At 63.0% G+C, this 18,335-nt stretch carries 20 protein-coding genes; 9 read left to right on the top strand and 11 right to left on the bottom strand.

Features of this window, described 5'->3' with window-relative positions; all coding sequences use genetic code 11:
* Positions 1–140 precede the first annotated feature (140 nt).
* The 3 genes from HT585_RS29990 to HT585_RS29980 all read right to left on the bottom strand — a co-directional run bounded on the left by HT585_RS29990 (position 141) and on the right by HT585_RS29980 (position 2,064).
* Entirely contained in the window at positions 141–500 is a 360-nt protein-coding gene (locus HT585_RS29990; RefSeq protein WP_025424638.1) for a response regulator, read from the bottom strand.
* Positions 501–789: 289 nt separating this feature from the next.
* A complete protein-coding gene (hpt, locus tag HT585_RS29985; RefSeq protein ID WP_025424639.1) occupies positions 790–1,335 on the bottom strand; it encodes a hypoxanthine phosphoribosyltransferase in 546 nt (181 codons plus the stop codon).
* 63 nt (positions 1,336–1,398) lie between these two features.
* Positions 1,399–2,064 (bottom strand): hypothetical protein, encoded by a 666-nt coding sequence (locus tag HT585_RS29980; protein WP_176356435.1) that lies wholly within the window; start codon positions 2,062–2,064, stop codon positions 1,399–1,401.
* 296 nt (positions 2,065–2,360) lie between these two features.
* On the opposite strand from HT585_RS29980, the gene ftsE reads away from it, so the two are divergent.
* From ftsE to HT585_RS29960, 4 genes are all read left to right on the top strand, one after another.
* Positions 2,361–3,020: a cell division ATP-binding protein FtsE gene (gene ftsE, locus HT585_RS29975; protein WP_063934108.1), complete on the top strand. Its 660-nt coding sequence runs from the start codon at positions 2,361–2,363 to the stop codon at positions 3,018–3,020.
* Between the two features lie 73 nt (positions 3,021–3,093).
* On the top strand, positions 3,094–4,041 hold the full coding sequence (locus HT585_RS29970) for a cell division protein FtsX (RefSeq protein WP_425513799.1): 948 nt from the start codon (positions 3,094–3,096) through the stop codon (positions 4,039–4,041).
* A gap of 96 nt (positions 4,042–4,137) precedes the next feature.
* A complete protein-coding gene (locus HT585_RS29965; RefSeq protein WP_176356487.1) occupies positions 4,138–4,836 on the top strand; it encodes a YdcF family protein in 699 nt (232 codons plus the stop codon).
* A gap of 124 nt (positions 4,837–4,960) precedes the next feature.
* Positions 4,961–5,752: a lysophospholipid acyltransferase family protein gene (locus HT585_RS29960; protein WP_176356433.1), complete on the top strand. Its 792-nt coding sequence runs from the start codon at positions 4,961–4,963 to the stop codon at positions 5,750–5,752.
* A gap of 21 nt (positions 5,753–5,773) precedes the next feature.
* Here the strand turns inward: HT585_RS29960 and HT585_RS29955 are convergent, their stop codons facing one another.
* The gene (locus HT585_RS29955; protein WP_176356432.1) at positions 5,774–6,304 is read right to left on the bottom strand and encodes a gamma-glutamylcyclotransferase; all 531 of its coding nucleotides are present in this window, start codon (positions 6,302–6,304) and stop codon (positions 5,774–5,776) included.
* A 195-nt stretch (positions 6,305–6,499) separates the two neighbouring features.
* Between HT585_RS29955 and HT585_RS29950 the strand changes: the two genes are divergently transcribed.
* On the top strand, positions 6,500–7,513 hold the full coding sequence (locus tag HT585_RS29950; protein ID WP_176356431.1) for a DUF2125 domain-containing protein: 1,014 nt from the start codon (positions 6,500–6,502) through the stop codon (positions 7,511–7,513).
* 100 nt (positions 7,514–7,613) lie between these two features.
* On the opposite strand, the gene HT585_RS29945 is transcribed toward HT585_RS29950, so the two are convergent.
* The 3 genes from HT585_RS29945 to HT585_RS29935 all read right to left on the bottom strand — a co-directional run bounded on the left by HT585_RS29945 (position 7,614) and on the right by HT585_RS29935 (position 10,499).
* Positions 7,614–8,540: a prephenate/arogenate dehydrogenase family protein gene (locus HT585_RS29945; RefSeq protein ID WP_173423519.1), complete on the bottom strand. Its 927-nt coding sequence runs from the start codon at positions 8,538–8,540 to the stop codon at positions 7,614–7,616.
* Positions 8,537–9,643 carry a histidinol-phosphate transaminase gene (gene hisC / locus HT585_RS29940; protein ID WP_176356430.1) on the bottom strand — a complete coding sequence of 369 codons (1,107 nt, stop codon included), beginning with the start codon at positions 9,641–9,643 and terminating at the stop codon, positions 8,537–8,539. The genes HT585_RS29945 and hisC overlap by 4 nt, the downstream gene beginning before the upstream one ends.
* 91 nt (positions 9,644–9,734) lie before the next feature.
* Positions 9,735–10,499 (bottom strand): class I SAM-dependent methyltransferase, encoded by a 765-nt coding sequence (locus HT585_RS29935; RefSeq protein WP_176356429.1) that lies wholly within the window; start codon positions 10,497–10,499, stop codon positions 9,735–9,737.
* 171 nt (positions 10,500–10,670) lie between these two features.
* Between HT585_RS29935 and gloB the strand changes: the two genes are divergently transcribed.
* Positions 10,671–11,441 (top strand): hydroxyacylglutathione hydrolase, encoded by a 771-nt coding sequence (gloB, locus tag HT585_RS29930; protein WP_176356428.1) that lies wholly within the window; start codon positions 10,671–10,673, stop codon positions 11,439–11,441.
* 2 nt (positions 11,442–11,443) lie between these two features.
* Complete coding sequence (locus HT585_RS29925; RefSeq protein WP_176356486.1) at positions 11,444–11,884, top strand: cupin domain-containing protein; 441 nt, start codon at positions 11,444–11,446, stop codon at positions 11,882–11,884.
* 119 nt (positions 11,885–12,003) lie between these two features.
* Here HT585_RS29925 and yddG read toward each other — a convergent pair whose 3' ends face one another.
* Both yddG and HT585_RS29915 read right to left on the bottom strand, forming a co-directional pair.
* A complete protein-coding gene (yddG, locus tag HT585_RS29920) occupies positions 12,004–12,894 on the bottom strand; it encodes an aromatic amino acid exporter YddG (RefSeq protein WP_176356427.1) in 891 nt (296 codons plus the stop codon).
* A gap of 97 nt (positions 12,895–12,991) precedes the next feature.
* On the bottom strand, positions 12,992–13,768 hold the full coding sequence (locus HT585_RS29915; RefSeq protein ID WP_176356426.1) for a DUF3108 domain-containing protein: 777 nt from the start codon (positions 13,766–13,768) through the stop codon (positions 12,992–12,994).
* Positions 13,769–14,158: 390 nt separating this feature from the next.
* On the opposite strand from HT585_RS29915, the gene rpmB reads away from it, so the two are divergent.
* Both rpmB and HT585_RS29905 read left to right on the top strand, forming a co-directional pair.
* The gene (gene rpmB / locus HT585_RS29910) at positions 14,159–14,455 is read left to right on the top strand and encodes a 50S ribosomal protein L28 (protein WP_112812067.1); all 297 of its coding nucleotides are present in this window, start codon (positions 14,159–14,161) and stop codon (positions 14,453–14,455) included.
* Positions 14,456–14,605: 150 nt separating this feature from the next.
* Complete coding sequence (locus HT585_RS29905; RefSeq protein ID WP_176356425.1) at positions 14,606–15,241, top strand: VUT family protein; 636 nt, start codon at positions 14,606–14,608, stop codon at positions 15,239–15,241.
* A gap of 47 nt (positions 15,242–15,288) precedes the next feature.
* Here HT585_RS29905 and HT585_RS29900 read toward each other — a convergent pair whose 3' ends face one another.
* On the bottom strand, positions 15,289–16,281 hold the full coding sequence (locus HT585_RS29900) for an esterase-like activity of phytase family protein (RefSeq protein WP_176356424.1): 993 nt from the start codon (positions 16,279–16,281) through the stop codon (positions 15,289–15,291).
* A gap of 108 nt (positions 16,282–16,389) precedes the next feature.
* The gene (gene cobT, locus HT585_RS29895; RefSeq protein WP_176356423.1) at positions 16,390–18,285 is read right to left on the bottom strand and encodes a cobaltochelatase subunit CobT; all 1,896 of its coding nucleotides are present in this window, start codon (positions 18,283–18,285) and stop codon (positions 16,390–16,392) included.
* Between the last annotated feature and the right edge of the window lie 50 nt (positions 18,286–18,335).

Genomic DNA, 18,335 nt, shown 5'->3' with positions numbered 1-18,335 from the left:
ATCGACAACGGCAGCCGAAAACGACGACGCCCTTGGAGCCAAACCGCGCCAAGGGCGTCTTTGATTGTCAGGTGGGCAGGCCCCTCAGGGTTGCCGCCCCCGCCGTGCCTCCGATCGAGGCGTGTTCATCGCCGGCCGTGTCAGGCAGCAAGCGCCAGTGCCACGGCCTTGCGAATATCGGGCAGGGAAAAGGGTTTGGAGATGACGTCGACGATCTTGTCGGCGAGATCGTCGGCGCGCTCACGTTGCTCGGCGTACCCGGTCATCAGCAGGATCTTCATCGCCGGAAAGGCGGCGGACGCTTGGTGGGTCAACTCGATACCGTCCATCACGGGCATGCGGATGTCCGACAGAAGCAGATCGAAATTCTCGGTCTGCAGGCAGGCAAGTCCGTCTGCGCCGTCTCCAGCCTCCACGGTCTCATGTCCATCGAGCCTCAGGGCCCGCGCGACGAACGAGCGCAATGCATCCTCGTCCTCGGTAATCAGGATCTTCGCCATCATGGCCTCCCGCGTTCGCTGCGACGGCACGGCTCTCGCGAAGAAACCGGCCCATTCCAATGGATACGGCAACGCTCACGAGAAATGTGATGGCAGGCCGCAGCGGCGCGCAAAACCTTTGAGGGGCGAAGCGCGACACGCCCCCAAACAATCAGCTTTTTCTTTGTGTTCGGTAAACGCCGGGCGGCTGGATTTCGGAATGTCGGATCGGCAGGACCGGTTCCGGGCGATCCCCGAGGTCGCTTCAGCGCTGCGATCTCACATGCCGCAGCGCTGCCTATTCTCGCTTTTACTCGGCGTCGCCGGTGACAACGCCGACGAACGGCAATTCGCGGAATGCGTATGCCACGTCCATGCCGTAGCCAACGACGAAATGGTCGGGGCATTCGAAGCCGACATAATCAGCCTCAAGCTCGACCTTGCGCTTGACGCGCTTGTCGAGCAGTACCGCGATGGTGACGTTGCGCGCGCCGCGCTCGTACATCAGTTCCTTGGCAAAGCGCAGGGTCCGGCCAGATTCCAGGATATCGTCGATCAGGAGCACGTCGCGGCCATGCACGTCGCTGTCGATGTCCTTGATGATCTTCACGCCCTGGGAGACCGTGCCAAGCCCGTAGCTCGACAGCGTGATGAACTCGACCTCAGGCGCAAGCCCCGTGTTGTGCATGGCGCGGATCAGGTCTGCGGCAAAGATGAACGAGCCCTTCAACACGGCGATCACCAGCAGATCCTTATGGGGACCTTCGACGATCATGTCGGCAAGCTCGGTGTTGCGTGCGGCGATCGTTTCTGCCGTGTAAAGGGGCTCGATATTCTTTCCGCGAACGACGGGCATGCGGCTTCTCCAGCGTTTCATTCGGAAGACTGACGCCTTCCCTTTCGCGCCCGCTTAGCACAATCAGCGCACGGAGACACCGTTTTCGGCGAAGGAAACCTTCACTTCCGGCATTTTTCCACCTGCATATGGGAGCCTGGTCACGAAGCGACGGCTCTCGCCCGGTGCGATTGCAGCACCCTCCGGCATCAATCGCGTCGCCGTAACCTTGCGGCCGTTGCTCACCACATCCACTACGACCAAAGGCAGGCGCTGCAGGTCGGAAGAGGAATTGTCGATGGAGCCGTAGACGGAAAGCACCCGCATGCCGCCTGAATAATCGAGCGAGGCGGTGACGTCGCTGATGGCCAACGGATCGCGCGCAACCCCGTCGCCGGTCGAAAGCGCGATAATGCCGGCAAAAGCCGCAAGCGCGAAGCCGGCGACGAGCCCGGCAAACTGGCGGGCCGGCATGGCGCGCAACCGCGCCTCGGCGAAGGACAACAGGCGCCTTGCCACGGTCTGCTCGTCGCGAACGACCGTCAGGATCGGGACATGGCGTCGGGTCTGCTTGGTGTCGTTGAAAACCGGATAGGGATTGCGACGGGCCGTCGTTGTAACGGTCTCGAACTCGGCCTCGACGTAGTCGACGCGGCGCGCGGCGGTTGCAGGCCCTTGCCGAGCGCGGTCCGGCGGCAGCAGATCGGCATAGGCCGTGACGCCAGCCATTTTCGTGCGGAATGCCTGCATCGCTTTTCCTCCTGGATCGCGGGACGCGACGTACCGTCCAGACGAAACCATCGGGCAATGCGCCAATCCCGTGCGGTGCAAGAATCTGGGCATTGCATCAAATCTTTCCGACACGTAAACCAAAATGGTTAATGCTTCGCAAAGAGGTCGCGAAACCGGCGTCTTTTCATGAAAAATTAACCGCTGCTTAACCATGGTTCCGCTGGCGGTTTTGCCTTTCGTTGCTTGTCGTCCTATGCGCAGATGACCGGCCTTCAGCAAAACTGCATGGGTCGTGAGAGAGACTGGGCTACCCTTTGATTCATTTTGAGAACGTCGGATTGCGTTATGGTATGGGGCCGGAAATTCTTCGGGACCTGACCTTCGACATTCCGCGTCGGTCGTTCCAGTTCCTGACCGGCCCGTCCGGGGCCGGCAAGACGACGCTACTGCGCCTGCTCTTCCTCTCGTTGCAGCCGACCCGCGGCCTGATCCGCATGTTCGACCGCAATATTTCGTCGATCCCGCGCGAAGAGTTTCCGATGCTGCGACGGCGCGTCGGCATCGTTTTCCAGGATTTTCGCCTGCTCGACCATCTGACCACCTATGAAAACGTCGCCCTCCCCTTGCGCGTGCGTGGCAAGGACGAATCGAGCTACCGCGCCGACGTGCTCGAACTGCTGAAATGGGTCGGGCTCGGTGAGCGCATCAATGTGCTGCCGCCGGTGCTGTCAGGCGGTGAGAAGCAGCGCGCAGCGATCGCCCGCGCCCTGATCGACCGACCGGAAATCCTGCTCGCGGACGAGCCGACCGGCAACGTCGACCCGCCGATGGCCCGCCGCCTGCTGAACCTTTTTCTCGAACTCAACCGGCTCGGCACCGCCGTCGTCATCGCCACCCACGATCTGTCCTTGATGGATCAGGTGGAGGCACGGCGCATGATCCTTTCGCAGGGGCGGCTCGATATCTATGAGTGAGAGCCGCACAAAACGCACCCACGAGGTGCCGCAAGAGCCGGCGGAACCGCAGCAGCAGCCGCGCCGCACCGAGATGCGCGTGCGCCCCATGGGGCCGATCGTACCGTCCACCAACGTCTCGGGACACGCGCTGATGTGCGTCATCGCCATCATGTCGTTCCTCGCCTGCCTGACGCTCGGTGGCGTCAGCATGGTGCGGGCGACCGCGCAAAGCTGGCAGAGCCAGATTTCCCGCGAGATCACCATCCAGATCAAGCCCGATGACAATCTCGATATGGAAAAGGCGCTCGCCGACGCGCGCGACCTGGCCCTGACCTTCAGCGGCGCGACCGGCGGTAACATCGTCGACCGGGCAGCCACCGCACGCCTGCTCGAACCCTGGCTTGGCGAGGGCCTCGACCTCGACGAATTGCCGGTTCCACGCCTCGTCATTATCACCATCGATGAAAACAACCCGCCCGATTTCGCCGCCATGCGCAAGGCGCTGACGGAGATCATCCCTCAGGCCTTCCTCGACGATCACCGAACCTGGGTCGATCGTCTGGTGGCAATGGCCAACACCACGGCGATGATCGGCACGGGCGTGCTCGTCCTCGTGTTCTCGACCATGGTGCTGACCGTCATCTTCGCAACGCGCGGGGCTCTATCCGGAAACCGCCATATCGTCGAAGTGCTGCACTTCGTCGGCGCCGAGGCCGGTTTCGTGGCATCGGAGTTCCAGAAGCATTTCCTGAGGATAAGCCTCAAGGGGGCCGGCGCCGGCGGGCTGCTGGCGGCACTGTTCTTCGCGCTTGCCGGCTACTGGCAATCCCGCACCTTGGCGACGCCGGAAACCGACCAGGCGACGGCACTCTTCGGCACGTTCACCATCGGTTACGGTGGCTATCTGGGCATTCTTGCCATCATGATCGTGATTGCGGTGTTGACGACGCTGACGGCGCGGCTCACGGTAACTCGCACGATCTATGAGATCGACCTGATCCGCTCCGACCCCGGACGCACGGATAGCTACCAAAGCTGACGCACAGATGTTTCGCCTTTATTCGATCCATTCCTTGCCGCAATCTGGCGCTATCTGAAGAGAATCATGATGGCGCAAGGACTTCGCGGGAGCGGGATGGCCGGAGGAGGTAAATGGCAAGGCGGGGCCGAGCAGGAACGCGCACGCCGCGGTCCCTTGCGCAAAATCCTCCGCCGAACGTTCTTCGTTCTGCTTGTGCCGTTTGCGATCATCGTCGCGGCCTTCCTCAATTTCGCCGATACCGTCGCCTCGCTGCAGCCACCCGACAATCCGAAGGCAGAGGCGATCGTCGTCCTGACCGGCGGCTTCCAGCGCATCGACCAGGCGGTCGATCTGCTGAAATCCGGAGCCGGCAAAAGGTTGTTGATTTCGGGCGTCCATCCTGCAACCACCGGCAGTCAGATCCGGCGCAACACTCAAAGCTCGGCCGATCTCTTCAAATGCTGTGTCGACATCGGTCATGAGGCGATCGACACGATCGGCAATGCCACCGAGGCCAGCCAGTGGATCAGCGACCGCGGCTACAAGCGTGTGCTCGTCGTGACCAACAATTACCATATGCCGCGCAGCCTGCTTGAGCTTCGTCGCGCCCGACCGGAGACCGAATTCATCGCCTATCCCGTCGTCAATTCCGATCTCAAAACGACGAACTGGCTGCGCAATCCGATGGTCTTGAAATCCATCCTGCTGGAGTTCGGAAAATATACCGTCGCCTCCGTGCGCGACATCGCCGGCGCCCGCCCGGCGAGCGGTTTGCGCACCGTTCCCTCTCGGGCGACACCGGCCGAAGAGTAGGCGCCCGCTGCTTCCATCAGCAAAGTGAGAACGAGCGGTTTTCCTTCGGCCTTTATTCGTGTACGCAGCGATCCACCGGCCCACGGGCCGGATGTAACTGAACTCGCCTTTCGAGAGCCTGCTGATGATCGTCCTGCGTTCGGTCCTTTTCAATCTGGTCTTCTACGTCAATCTGATCCTGCAGATGGTCGTCTTCACACCGGCCTATTTTCTGGTGTCTCGAAAGACGGCCTGGTTCGTTCCGAAGAACTGGGCGCGCAGCAATCACTGGCTGCTTGAAAAGATGGTCGGCACGACCTTCGAGATCGAGGGTTTGGAAAACATTCCCGAGAGCGGCTACATCTTCGCGCCCAAGCACCAGTCGTTCTGGGATGTTTATGCGCTTCTGCCGTGGCTCAACGATCCCTTCTTCATTCTCAAGCGCGAACTGACCTGGATCCCGCTCTTTGGCTGGTACATCCGCAAGCAGCGCATGGTGCCGGTGAACCGCGCCGCCCGCGGCCGCGCCATGACCGAGGTCATGGATCGTGCCAAGCAGGAAATGGCCTCCGGCCGCGAGCTGATCATCTATCCCGAAGGCACCCGCCGACCGCCGGGTGCGCCGCCGCACTACAAGTATGGCATCGCCCGGCTCTACCGCGACCTGAATGTGCCGGTCGTGCCGGTCGCCATGCACCCCGGCCTGTTCTGGCCGCGCCGCAAGTTCCTGCGCTTCCCCGGTCATTTCAAGGTACGCGTGCTGCCGCCGATCGAAGCCGGCCTCGATCCGGACGAATTCCTCGCCCGGCTGATCGAGGTGACCGAGACGGCAAGCGACGAGCTTCTGATCGAGACCGCCAGGAACAATCCGCATCTGCCGCTGCCGCCGACGGCAAAGCAGCGCCTTGCCGAGTTGAAGGCGATGGGCCGCGGCTAATCCAGCCGCGGTGCTGACAAGCTATGCCGTCAGCATCGCCACGACTTCTTCGAGCCAATGATCGCGAATGCCCATCTCCTTGAGGTGGGCAAGCGTGTTGAACACATATTCGCTGTTCGGGCCCGACTTTCCCGACGAGACGGCCACGATCGCCGCCGCTTCCGGGGCGCTGAGCGCGCCGGCATATTGCACATGGGCGCGATCGATCACGTAGGTCAGCGCCGGGACGCGCCGCCCGTCGGCAAGCTGCACCGGCATCGTCTTTTCCTTGTAGACATGCGTGACCAGCTCGCGCTCGCGCAGATAGTCGATCACCGCGGTCTTCTCGCTGCCGTCGACCCGAAAGGCCGTGCCGATGCAGGAGCCGCCATAGTCCAGCCCGAGCACCAGGCCCGGCCGCTGCTGCGTGCCGCGGTGGACCCACGAGCGCACGCAGAGCGACCGGCGATAGCCAAACGCCCGCGCCGTCGATCGTTCCTCGAACCGGAAGCCCGGGTTCCACATCAGCGACCCGTAGCCAAAGACCCAAAATTCGTCCATATCCACTGTCATTCAATCCGCGCTGTCTGCTCGTCGCCGAATCGTCGGCTCATCGGTGGTCAGCCATGTCGGTTTTTTCTACGGCACAGCATCCCGGCACGGAAGAGACAAGTCGTCCCCGTGCATAGAATGAAAGATAATAGGCAGGACCGGCGGCGCCACCCGAAAGGCGGCCGCGGTCTTAAGTTTTGTGGAGTACGCGCTACCATGACCGCAACCGCAGTCGCCAATCCCTCACCGGTCGCCCGCAAGTTCCGCTGGCTGATCGCCGGCATCGTAATCGTCTGTGCCGCCTATTCAGCCGGCTGGTTCGTCGTGGCCGACCAGGTCGAAAAGCGCCTGACGGCGCACCTGGCAGACGGCCGGGCAAACGGGCTTGGCGGCGAATGCACCAACATGGAAGTGCGCGGCTTCCCCTTCCGCATCGGCCTCTTCTGCGACAAGGTCAATCTCGACGACACTCGCCGCGGTGCCTCCGCCTCCTTCGGGGCGCTTCGCACCGCAGCCCAGGTCTACCAGCCTGGACACGCGATCATCGAACTCGACGGCCCGGCTGAACTGCGCGTGTCGCCCGACCTCAAAGTGTCGGCTGACTGGACGCTACTGCATGCCAGCGTCCGCGCGACACTCTCCGGGCTCGACCGCAGCTCGCTCACCTATGACAACCTGACCGGCACCGTGCGCCTTCCCGTGACCGGCGAAAGCTTCGGTTTCGGCGCAAGCCATGGCGAAGTGCATTTGCGCCGCAACGGCAACGATCTCGATGCGGCCCTGAGCGTCGACAAGCTCGACCTTCGCCCGGAAAGCGGCGCAAGCTTCGCGCCGCCCGCCAACGTCGCCGCCGATCTCACCTTCGTCGACAAGGCAAGCTGGCTGGGCTCGGGCATCCCGACACCGGCCATGCTGCGCGGCAGCAAGGGGGAACTGCGCCAGATGACACTCGACCTCGGCTCCGGCATGAACGCCAAGCTGTCGGGCCCCTTCTCGGTCAACGACCAGGGGCTGATCTCCGGTGAGCTTTCGCTGACGATGACCAACATCGATGCCTGGCGGCAGAACCTCGTGACGCTCATCCCTGACGACGCCAACCTCGTCAACAACACCGCCAACATGCTGAAGGCGCTTGCCAACGGCAAGAACGAGGCGACGGTGAAGCTCAACGTGCGCGACGGCACCGCCTTCCTCGCCTTCATCCCGATCGGCGTGCTGCCGACGCTCTGATCGAAGATGCTCTGTCTGCGGCATGCGCAGGAGAAGCCGGAATAGAAAAAGCCCGGGTCGTGGATCAGTCCACCACCCGGGCTTTCTTGTGACGTAATGACTACTTCTGATCCATCGCGTGGCGGCCGAAGTCGGGCATGGCCGTGTCCTGACCGGCCTGAATGATCGAGCGGCGGATCGCGCGGGTGCGGGTGAAGAGATCGAACAGCTTGTCGCCGTCGCCCCAGCGGATCGCCCGCTGCAGATAGGCGAGGTCCTCGGAAAAGCGCGACAGCATTTCCAGGATCGCGTCCTTGTTGTGCAGGCAAACGTCGCGCCACATGGTCGGGTCGGATGCGGCAAGACGAGTAAAGTCGCGGAAACCGGACGCCGAATATTTGATGACTTCGGATTCGGTGACCGCTTCCAGATCATCCGCCGTACCGACGATGTTGTAGGCGATGATGTGTGGCAGGTGCGATACGATCGCCAGCACCTTGTCGTGATGCTCGGCATCCATCTCCTCGACCATCGACCCGAGCGTTTCCCAGAACCGCCGCAGCCGGGCGATCGCTTCCTCGTCCTGGCCGGCGGGCGGCGTCAGGATGCACCAGCGGCCACGGAAGAGGCCGACGAAGCCGGCATCCGGGCCGGAATGCTCGGTACCGGCAATCGGATGGCCGGGCACGAAATGTACCGTGTCGGGCAGATGCGGCGCCATCTGCGCGATGACCGAGCCCTTGGTCGAGCCGACATCGGTGACGATGGCGCCCGGCTTCAGATGGGCGGCAATTTCCTGAGCGACCGCACCCGACGCGCCGACCGGCACCGAGACGATGACGAGATCGGCACCGCGCACCGCATCGGCAGCCGACAGCGTATAGCGGTCGCCGAGGCCAAGCTCTTCGGCGCGCGCAAGCGTCGCTTCGCTGCGGGTCGAGATCACCAGGGTGCCGGCGAGCTGTTTCTCGCGGATTTCCCGGGCAATCGACGAGCCGATAAGGCCGATGCCGATAAGCGCGATCGTTTCAAACTGCTGTGTCATCATTTCCGTCCCATGAAGTCTGTCAGTGCCGCGATCACGCCCTCATTGGCCTCCTGCGAGCCGATGGTCATGCGCAAGGCGTTGGGGAAGCCGTAGGCTGCCACTGCGCGAAGAATGTAGCCGCGCGCGGTGAGGAACGTGTCAGCGTCGACCGCGCGCTTGCCGTCCTCGTCCGGGAAGTGGATGAGCACGAAGTTGGTCACCGATGGCGTCACGGTGAGACCGAGCGCCTCCAGCGCGCGGCTGACGTGTTCCAGCCAGGTCAGATTATGATCCACGGCCTCAGCGACGAAGGCCTGATCGCGCACGGCGGCGGCCCCGGCTGCAATCGATGCCGCACTGAGATTGAACGGCCCGCGCACCCGGTCGACCGCATCGATCACTTCCGGCGGCGCATACATCCAGCCGATGCGCAGGCCGGCAAGACCATAAATCTTGGAGAAAGTGCGCGTCATGACGACGTTGCGATTGGCCGACACCAGCTCGAGCCCGGCCGCATAATCGTTGCGGCGAACATATTCGGCGTAAGCCGCGTCAAGCACGAGAAGTACGCCCTCGGGCAGACCTGCATGCAGGCGGCGGACTTCGTCGACCGGGATATAGGTGCCGGTCGGGTTCGCGGGATTGGCGAGGAAGACGAGCTTCGTGCGCTCGGTCACGGCAGCGAGGATCGCATCGACGTCGACGGTCGCGTTCCGCTCCTTGACCGTCACAGGTCTGCCGCCGGCCGCGGTAATCTGGATCTTGTAGACCAGGAACCCGTGCTCGGTGACGATGCCCTCGTCGCCGGGCGAAAGATAGGTGTGGCAGATCAGGCCGAGCAGTTCGTCCGAACCGTTGCCGCACAGGATGTTTGCCGGATTGAGGCCGTGCACCGCGCCGATCGCGTCGCGCAGCGCCCGTGCCTGGCCGTCCGGATAGCGCTCCAGATTGAAGGCGGCCGCCTGGAAGGCCTCGATCGCCCTGGGGCTGGCGCCGAGCGGCGTCTCGTTGGAGGAGAGCTTGTGAACCTTGGCGACACCCGGGGCATGCTCCTTGCCGGGCACATAGGCGGCGATATCCAGAATGCCGGGACGCGGCTGCGGGCTCTTGGAGGCAAGGCTCATGGGGTCAGCTTTCAAGGCAGGAAAGAAGGCCAAGCCAATACCGGCGCAATCGGCATTTGTCGAGGGTGGGAAGGCTCCGCCGCAGCGGCGATCACGAGGGCGAGCGCGGCCGCTCCCGTGTGCTCGGAATACCCTGCGGCGCCAGCACCGGCACGAACACGCGGCGCGACGCCCGTGCGGCGACGGGTAGCCCCTGATAGAGCCGTTTCTGCGCCTCCACCACGATCACCCCTGAGAAGACAGGCCAGAGCGACCGGCCGAGCCGCTCGAAGCCGCGCCGCAGGCGCAGGATCATCTTCAGCTTCGACGGCGGGAAGAATAGCGCCTCTGCCGAGGCGCCGGGAGTAAAGTTCGTCTCGCGCAGAAGCGCCGTCAGCTGGCTGCGCGAATAGGGTCGGCCCGAGCCGAACGGCGTATGCTCCATGCGTGCCCAGACGCCACGGCGGTTGGGCACGACGATGACGAGCCGACCGCCCGGCGCAAGCACACGCCAGATCTCCTTCATCGTCTCGCGCGGGCTTTCGGCAAACTCCAGCGAATGCACCATCAGCACCCGGTCGATCGATGAATCGGGCAGCGGCAATTCCTCGTCGAACACCAGCGCCGTCGACGACAGCTCGGCAACCGGCCAGTTCACCGCCCCCTGCCCCGCCGGCATGAAGGCGAAGGTCCGCTCCGTGTCCTTGCGGAAGCGCTCGAGATACGGAACCGCATAGCCAAGCCCGACGAGCCGCTCCTCCGGCAGGCGCGCCCAGACGGAAGACAGCGCCATGGTCACCGACTGTTCCGCCATGCGGCCCAGTTCGGAGTGGTAGAATTCGCGGAGGTCGACGATATCGGTGTGCATGCGCAACATGTTAGCCTTCAAGCGGTAGACTTCAAGGCAAGCCTCGCTACATTCGACGGCAGCCCCAGCTGCGCCGCGCTCCAAGGAGCGTCAAAGCACGCGGCAGCGTTAAACGCGCCGCATGATTTTCGTCGATCCGATCGAATATCATGCAGCCGAAGCCCGATCGGAAGATTTGCCATGGCCGCCCTCGAACTCGACCTTTTTCTTTGCCGTACCGACAATTTCGGCGTGCTGCTGCACGATCCGGCAAGCGGCGCCACCGCGTCGATCGACGCGCCGGAGGAGCAGCCTATCCTGGAGGCGCTGGAGCGACGGGGCTGGAGGCTCACCCACATCCTCACCACCCATCATCATGGCGACCATGTGGCGGCCAACGTGGCGCTGAAGGAGCGTTTCGGCGCCACCATCATCGGCCCGGCGGCAGAAGCGGCCAGTATCCCCGGCATCGATAAGAACGTACGCCACGGCGAGCGCTTCGACTTTGCCGGCCACCCGGTCGACGTCATCGAGACACCCGGCCACACTGCCGGCCATATCTGTTTTTACCTTCCCGAAGACAAGCTGCTCTTTGCCGCTGACACGCTGTTCGCGCTCGGCTGCGGCCGCCTGTTCGAGGGCACCCCGGAGACGATGTGGCATTCGCTCAGCCGCCTTCTCGCCCTGCCCGACGACACCACCGTCTATTTCGGCCACGAATACACGCTGTCGAACGCCCGCTTTGCCGTGACCATCGATCCCGACAATGCCGAGCTGAGGGCCCGTGCCGCCGAGATCGAGGAAACGCGCTGTGATGGCGGCTTTACCGCACCAACGACCATAGGCCTCGAAAAGCGCACCAACCCGTTCCTGCGCGCCGCCGATCCCAAGATCCGCGCCCATCTCCGCATGGACGCGGCTGCCGATGCAGCCGTCTTTGCCGAAATCCGCAAGCGCAAGGACAATTTCTAATGATGGCCGACCGCGAACTGACACCCGCCGCCATTATCGAGATCCTCGGGCTGACGCGCCATCCCGAGGGTGGCTGGTACGTGCAGACTTTCCGCGATGGCAATGGTGGCCCCCGCGGCCATTCCACCGCGATCTACTATCTCTTGGAGCGCGGCGAGCGTTCGCATTGGCACCGGGTGCGTGATGCCGCCGAGATCTGGCATCACTATGCCGGTGCGCCGCTGGAGCTCAGCATCGCCGCCGACGGCGCGCCGGCAACGGTGCTGCGCCTCGGTCCCGGCATTCTGGACGGCGAGCGCCCGCAAGGGCTGGTGCCGCCCAACTGGTGGCAATCCGCCGTCTCGCTCGGCGACTGGACACTGGTCGGCTGCACGGTGGCGCCCGGCTTTGATTTCTCTGTCTTCGAGATGGCGGCTCCCGGCTGGGCGCCGCCTGAGGCTTAAAGCGCGTCGCGATCTTTCAGATTCGCTTGGCGCGCTTTAAGTTCTTGTTTTTGCGCATGTCGTTATCTCAAAACCGCGGCACACTTTTGCGCGACATGCTTTGATCCAACGATCCCGTTTTACTCCGCCGGCTGCGCCGCCGCTCGCCTTTTGCGAAAGATCATGTCCTTGGCGGCAAGCACCGCCCCGCCGGTGACGAAGAGGCATGCCGCCGCGATGCGCCACGATGGTTCGGCAAAACCGAACAGGATGAGGATCAGCGTCGACAGAACCGGCGCTGCGTAGCTGGCAACGCCGAGCAGCTGAATATTGCCGTTCTTGACACCGAAGTCCCAGGCATAGAAGGCAGCGCCCACCGGCAGCAGGCCGAGACCCGCGACCGCCAGCCACTCGAATGTCGTTGCCGGCCACACCGTCGTCTCCAGGCCGAGATGGCACAGGAACGAGAGCAGCGACGTCGCCAAGCAGAAGCCGGTGACGACGTCGGTCGAGACCGCCTCGAAGCGGCGCGTCAAAAGCGAATAGCCGGACCAGGTGAAGGCGCAGAGCAACGCGGCGCCGTAGCCCATGAGATAGGCATCGTCAAAGGCGATGCCGTTGCGGGCGATGATCATGATCGTCCCCATCAGGCCCGAACACGCGCCAGCAACATGGTACCAACGCAGCCGTTCGCCCGGCAGGAGAGCCGAGCCGACAACAATCAGCAGCGGCCAGAGATAGGCAATCAGGCCCGCCTCGACAGCCGGCGCGTTGCGCAGCGCGGTAAAGTAGAGAAAGTGATAGCCGAAAAGACCGGCGATGCCGGTGATCCACACCTTGGCCGGTTGCTTCAGCAGCGCAAGACGCTCTGGCTTCAGCGCGAGAACGATCAAACCCGGAATGCTGCCGATAAGGAAACAGATCGCCGACAACTGGAACGGCGGCATTTTGCCGGACGCTGCGGTAAACAGCGCCAGAAGCGACCACATCAAAATCGCGGTCGCACCGATCAACGTTGCCTTGAACTTCATGTCTTATCCCCTGTGCGGCTCCTTGGCGAAAGCCGGCGCGGATAAAATCACGACTCGCCGCTAAATGTTAGTGCCCGATCGTCACCGACGGGTGGTTTCAACCGCCGAATCGAGTCGCCGAAACCGTCACCGGACCAAGCTTGGTCGGGATGCGGACATAGACCGGCGCATAGACATCGACGGCATCCGACTTGGCAAACCAGATTTCCATGGTCTGCAGACGCCTGAGATACTCGACGTCCTCGCGCCCCTTCTTGTAGCCCGCCCGCGGAACGAAGCGGATGCCACAGACGATCGCCTCTCCCTCGAACCCCTTGGTCTTGAAGGGCCTGGTTCCCTTCGCCGACAGCTTGATGTCCAGACGCGATTCGCCGTCGAAGATCGGCAGGGTGTTGGGGCAGACGCGGGCCTTGCCCGGAATGATCAGGCCGGACAACGGGTCGAGTACGTTGCGCATGTCGCGGGAGGTCACCGGCACCCAGTTCTTTGGCAGCGGCGTGCGCTTGGGCGTCATGCTGGCATGTACGACGTTGCCGTTGGCGTAGGTGACATTGATCGCCCGGCCCTTTTTGCCGCTGCGATAGGACATCGAATACTCGTTTGCGCGCAGATGGTCGCGACCGATGACGCCGGAAACACGGGTCTGGCCCGATGTCCGACTGAAGATGTCGACGAGACCGGCCGAGTGCAGTGTTCCTGAAATCGTGTAGCGATTCTTTTCAAGGGCCGTATGGAATGACGCTCTCGCAAGCGGCAATCCGGCAAGCGAAATGCTGTAATCCGTCTGATGCTCGATATCCGCCGCAAGCGACGCTGTGGAAAACAATGCCGCTGACAAAAGCGCTACCGCGCGAGAACCGATGCGCAACTTCATGCCCTAAGAGATCCATCACTCGAATGTCGTCGCAATGTCTTGGAATGCAGGTCGTTTGCGGCTTTTCTACGCCTTTTCCGGGAGATCCGGCCACCGGCTCCAACGCCGCGCCAACGACCTCTGCTGCATCCACAGGACAACAGATAGCGCATCACGAAGAGGCTTGGAATGGCCGTTGCGAAGCATTATTGTGGCCGCAATCAAGCCTGCCCGATGCAGAAAGGGCCGCAAGAAACGGCGGTTTTCCGAGAATGCAAGAGGTTTGGCTTGACGGGCGGGCTGTCTCTGACTATAGAACCGCAACTTTCCAATAATGGCCAACAGGAACGCGGCCTGGGCTCTGGGCCCGCTACCGCATCGTCCGGCGGCGATAAAGAGAATAGGTGTACCATGTCCCGTAGTTGCGAATTGACCGGCAAGGGCGTCCAGTCGGGCAACAATGTCAGCCACGCCAACAACAAGACCAAGCGCAAGTTCCTTCCGAACCTGTGCAACGTCACGCTGATTTCCGATGCTCTCGGCCAGCGCTTCCGTCTGCGCGTTTCCGCAGCCGCTCTCCGCTCGGTTGAACACCGGGGCGGCCTCGACGCTTTCCTCGTGAAGGCTGACGAGAACGAGCTGAGCATGCGCGCTCGCCTGCTGCGCCGTCAGATCGTCAAGAAGAACGCTGAAGTCGCCGCCGCCTGATCGGCGCCAGCGTCTGTCTTCGACACAACTTTAAAAAGGCTTGCGGGTTTATCCGGCAAGCCTTTTTCTCGTGTGTAATTTGCAGATTTCATCGGCCCGGCATCCAAGCCTGGCTTCCGCGCAACTGGTGGCATCTCCCAGGATAAAAAAATGCTTATCAACCGCACGTTCTTTGTCTACGTCGCACTCATGACCCTGGTGGTCGTTGCTTCGAACTTCCTCGTTCAGTACCCGCTGCCAGGCTCGATCGCCGGCATGCAGCTCGGCGATCTCCTCACCTGGGGCGCCTTCAGCTACCCCTTCGCCTTCCTTGTCACCGACCTGACCAACCGCCATTTCGGCCCGCGCATTGCGCGTCGTGTCGTCGTCGTCGGCTTCCTCGTGGCGATCGTTCTCTCCTTCTTCGCGGCCACGCCGCGCATCGCGATCGCCTCCGGCTCCGCTTTCCTGTTCGGCCAGCTTCTGGATATCTCCGTGTTCAACCGGCTCCGCCGCCAAAGCTGGTGGCAGGCGCCGCTGGCAGGCTCGCTGATCGGCTCGGCGCTCGACACGGCGATGTTCTTCTCCTTCGCTTTTGCGCCGTTCTTCGTGTTCTTCGGAGCCAATGACAGCTTCGCGCTGGAGACCGCACCGCTGCTCGGCATTCTTGCCACAGAGGCCCCGCGCTGGATCTCCTGGGCGCTCGGCGACCTCTCGGTGAAAATCCTCTGCGGCATCGTGATGTTGCTGCCCTATGGCGCGCTGATGAGCGTGATCAAGCCGATGCCGGGCAAGGCTGCGGCCTGATACCATCTGAGATATGAGATTGACGACGGGGCCGAACGGCCCCGTTCTCATTTGATCAGCCTGAATTCCAGCATCAGATTGCGCTCGAGGATCGAATGATTGTCGTCCGAGACGACGATGATGCTGATATCGCCATTCGGGCCAGCGACCACATCGAGGCCTTCCATGTTATCGATCTGATAGCCCATATCGGCGTCGAGAATGACGTCGCCGTCGACAACGGCGCCCGGCCGGATGCTGGCACCGGGGATGCGGCGGATGCGCATGCCGAGCCCGGAGGCGAAGTTGAATCGCCGCTCCAGGAGCAGGAGATCTCCATCGGGCAGAAAAGCGCCGTCAGTGACGGCGTAGGGCTCGGTGCGGACAACTGCGAACGTGCCCTTCATCGGCCCGTCGAGAATGCCTGCAAGAAGATTGTCCGCCTTGTCGACGCTGCGCTCCGACACCGTGACGGCAGCCCCGCCGAGCGGGCCGTCCTTCGGTGAAACAGCCACGGTTTCGAGCCCGCCATTGCTGCGCAGTTCGGTTGCCGGAAACGGCAACGGTATTTTCCCGACCGGCCCCGAAGCCGAGAACCCGGGATCCGGGTAGATATCGATGCGATGGGCCTGCTCGTAGCTGACGATCACCTCGCCTTCGCGTAGCGCAAGCCCTTCCGAATCCACCTTCCACTTCTCCAGCCCGACTGCGCCGCTCCTGTCGGCCATCGGCGTTGCCGTCAGGTCGGCCAGGCCGGAAAGCTTGCCATTGGCATCGCGGGTCACTGCCCCCTCGAGCCAATGGCCGGTATCCATGACCGCAACGAAGGAGGCTCCATCCGGCCGAAAGCGGATCGCCGAGACGGCGCCGAACAGCGCGTTGGACGACGTCATCTCCAAACCACCGATGAATTCGAGCTGGCCGAACCGCGTCTGGTCTGAGCCGACCTTGAAGGCATCGATCTGCCGGCTGCGAATGGGTAGCTTTTCGCTGTCACTGGCGGCCAGTGCCGAGACAGGCGAGGCCAGCAGCGAAAGAACGAGGAGACCGCGGCAAAGCATCTGGGAGAATTCCTTCGGCGGGCCAGGACAGGCAGGAGAAAACGGCGGGCGTGACGCCGCTCTGAGGATGAACAGGGCGACGAAAGGCCGCCCCGGTTTCGCGAAAGCTTATCCTGCGCGGCGCGTGCGTCCGGGACGGCGGCGCATGCTTTCGTCTTCGAACAAATCGGCAAGCTGCTCGGTCATCGCACCGGCCAGTTCGTCCGCATCGACGATCGTCACGGCGCGCCGATAGTAGCGCGTCACGTCGTGACCGATGCCGATTGCCAGAAGCTCGACAGGCGAGCGCGTCTCGATCTGCTCGATCACGGCACGCAGGTGCCGTTCGAGATAGTTGCCCGGGTTGACCGACAGGGTCGAGTCGTCGACCGGCGCACCATCCGAAATCATCATCAGGATGCGGCGCTGTTCGCGCCGCGCCATCAGACGCTCATGCGCCCAGATCAGCGCCTCGCCGTCGATGTTCTCCTTGAGAAGGCCCTCGCGCATCATCAGCCCGAGATTGCGGCGCGCCCGCCGCCACGGCGCATCGGCCGACTTGTAGATGATGTGGCGCAGGTCGTTGAGGCGGCCCGGCGACTGCGGCTTGCCGCCAGCCAGCCACTTCTCGCGCGATTGCCCACCCTTCCACGCCTTGGTGGTAAAGCCGAGGATCTCGACCTTGACGCCGCAACGCTCAAGCGTGCGCGCGAGGATGTCGGCACAGGTCGCAGCGACCGTGATCGGCCGGCCGCGCATTGAGCCGGAATTGTCGATCAGGAGGGTCACGACCGTATCGCGGAAATTGGTATCCTTCTCGCGCTTGAACGACAGCGGCTGCATCGGGTCGATGACGATGCGCTGCAGGCGCGCGCTGTCGAGATAGCCCTCTTCCAGGTCGAACTCCCACGAGCGGTTCTGCTGTGCCATCAGGCGGCGCTGCAGCCGGTTCGCCAGCCGCCCGACCGCTCCCTGAAGGTGCGAGAGTTGCTTGTCGAGGAAAGCGCGCAGGCGGTCGAGTTCCGCCTCGTCGCACAGCTCTTCGGAAGCGATCGTCTCGTCGAACTCGCGGGTGAAGACGGTGTAGTCGACCTTTTCGTTGAAGTCGGCAAAGGGTTGGTTCGGACGCTTGACCTCGCCGGGCGTCTCGCTGTCCTCGTCGCCCTCGTCCTGCAGGTCGTCGTCGGAAATCTCCGCGCCGTCCATCTCGCCTTCTTCCATCTGCTCTTCGGCAGCCTGGTTTTCGTCAGCAGGCGCCGCATCGTCGCCGGCTTCCTCGTCGCTGGCGTTTTCGTCCTGCTCCTGGCTACGCGGCTGATCTTCGTCGGTCTCGCTCTCCTGCTCGTCCGGCTCGATGTCGTCGTCGCCGTATTTCTCGGCAACATCCATCGACGTCAGCATGTCACGCACGACGCGGGCGAAGGCCTGCTGGTCGTTGACCGTCGACGACAGGTTCTTGATGTCGCCGGCAGCCTTTTCCTCGATGAAGTCGCGCCAGAGATCGAGCACCTTGCCGGCGGATGCCGGAGGCCTCTCGCCGGTCAGCTTTTCGCGCACCAGAAGTGCTACCGCCTCGCCGAGCGGCGCGTCGGCCTGCTTGCTGATCGCGCCGAAATTGGCCTTGGAATATTTTTCTTCGAGCATCGAGCTCAGGTTCTTGGCAACGCCTTCCATGCGCAGCGAGCCGATCGCCTCGACACGCGCCTGCTCGACGGCGTCGAAGATCACCCGCGCGTCGGCACCCTGCGGCGACATCGTCGCGTGGATGCGCGCATCATGACAGGCCTTGCGCAGCGCCATGCTGTCGCCAAGCCCACGCGTCACAGCGAGTTCCTGTCGCGTCGGCCGCTTTGAGATTTCCGGCAGGCGGATGCGCTCGCCGGTGATGCCCGGCCGCTCGTTGGCGAAGGCCACCTCCACCTCGGCATCGCCAGCAATCGATCGGATGCAGCCGGAAAGCGCCCGCTTGAACGGTTCGGCGGCATTTTCACGCGTGGTCGGCTTTGCCTTGGAGTTCGAGCTCACGACAGTTCCTTCTTCAGCCAGAGGCGATGATACCCCGGCGGGATATCATC

This window comes from Ensifer oleiphilus (assembly GCF_013371465.1).
GTDB lineage: Bacteria > Pseudomonadota > Alphaproteobacteria > Rhizobiales > Rhizobiaceae > Ensifer > Ensifer oleiphilus.
This window is presented reverse-complemented; position numbering and strand designations above follow the sequence as displayed.

Bases quoted from the DNA above. Each gene is read 5' to 3' on its own strand.
- HT585_RS29990 (WP_025424638.1), bottom strand. From the start codon at position 500: ATGGCGAAGATCCTGATTACCGAGGACGAGGATGCATTGCGCTCGTTC.
- hpt (WP_025424639.1), bottom strand. From the start codon at position 1,335: ATGCCCGTCGTTCGCGGAAAGAATATCGAGCCCCTTTACACGGCAGAA.
- HT585_RS29980 (WP_176356435.1), bottom strand. From the start codon at position 2,064: ATGCAGGCATTCCGCACGAAAATGGCTGGCGTCACGGCCTATGCCGAT.
- HT585_RS29970 (WP_425513799.1), top strand. From the start codon at position 3,094: ATGCGCGTGCGCCCCATGGGGCCGATCGTACCGTCCACCAACGTCTCG.
- HT585_RS29965 (WP_176356487.1), top strand. From the start codon at position 4,138: ATGGCCGGAGGAGGTAAATGGCAAGGCGGGGCCGAGCAGGAACGCGCA.
- HT585_RS29960 (WP_176356433.1), top strand. From the start codon at position 4,961: ATGATCGTCCTGCGTTCGGTCCTTTTCAATCTGGTCTTCTACGTCAAT.
- HT585_RS29955 (WP_176356432.1), bottom strand. From the start codon at position 6,304: ATGACAGTGGATATGGACGAATTTTGGGTCTTTGGCTACGGGTCGCTG.
- HT585_RS29950 (WP_176356431.1), top strand. From the start codon at position 6,500: ATGACCGCAACCGCAGTCGCCAATCCCTCACCGGTCGCCCGCAAGTTC.
- HT585_RS29945 (WP_173423519.1), bottom strand. From the start codon at position 8,540: ATGATGACACAGCAGTTTGAAACGATCGCGCTTATCGGCATCGGCCTT.
- hisC (WP_176356430.1), bottom strand. From the start codon at position 9,643: ATGAGCCTTGCCTCCAAGAGCCCGCAGCCGCGTCCCGGCATTCTGGAT.
- HT585_RS29935 (WP_176356429.1), bottom strand. From the start codon at position 10,499: ATGTTGCGCATGCACACCGATATCGTCGACCTCCGCGAATTCTACCAC.
- gloB (WP_176356428.1), top strand. From the start codon at position 10,671: ATGGCCGCCCTCGAACTCGACCTTTTTCTTTGCCGTACCGACAATTTC.
- HT585_RS29925 (WP_176356486.1), top strand. From the start codon at position 11,444: ATGGCCGACCGCGAACTGACACCCGCCGCCATTATCGAGATCCTCGGG.
- yddG (WP_176356427.1), bottom strand. From the start codon at position 12,894: ATGAAGTTCAAGGCAACGTTGATCGGTGCGACCGCGATTTTGATGTGG.
- HT585_RS29915 (WP_176356426.1), bottom strand. From the start codon at position 13,768: ATGAAGTTGCGCATCGGTTCTCGCGCGGTAGCGCTTTTGTCAGCGGCA.
- rpmB (WP_112812067.1), top strand. From the start codon at position 14,159: ATGTCCCGTAGTTGCGAATTGACCGGCAAGGGCGTCCAGTCGGGCAAC.
- HT585_RS29905 (WP_176356425.1), top strand. From the start codon at position 14,606: ATGCTTATCAACCGCACGTTCTTTGTCTACGTCGCACTCATGACCCTG.
- HT585_RS29900 (WP_176356424.1), bottom strand. From the start codon at position 16,281: ATGCTTTGCCGCGGTCTCCTCGTTCTTTCGCTGCTGGCCTCGCCTGTC.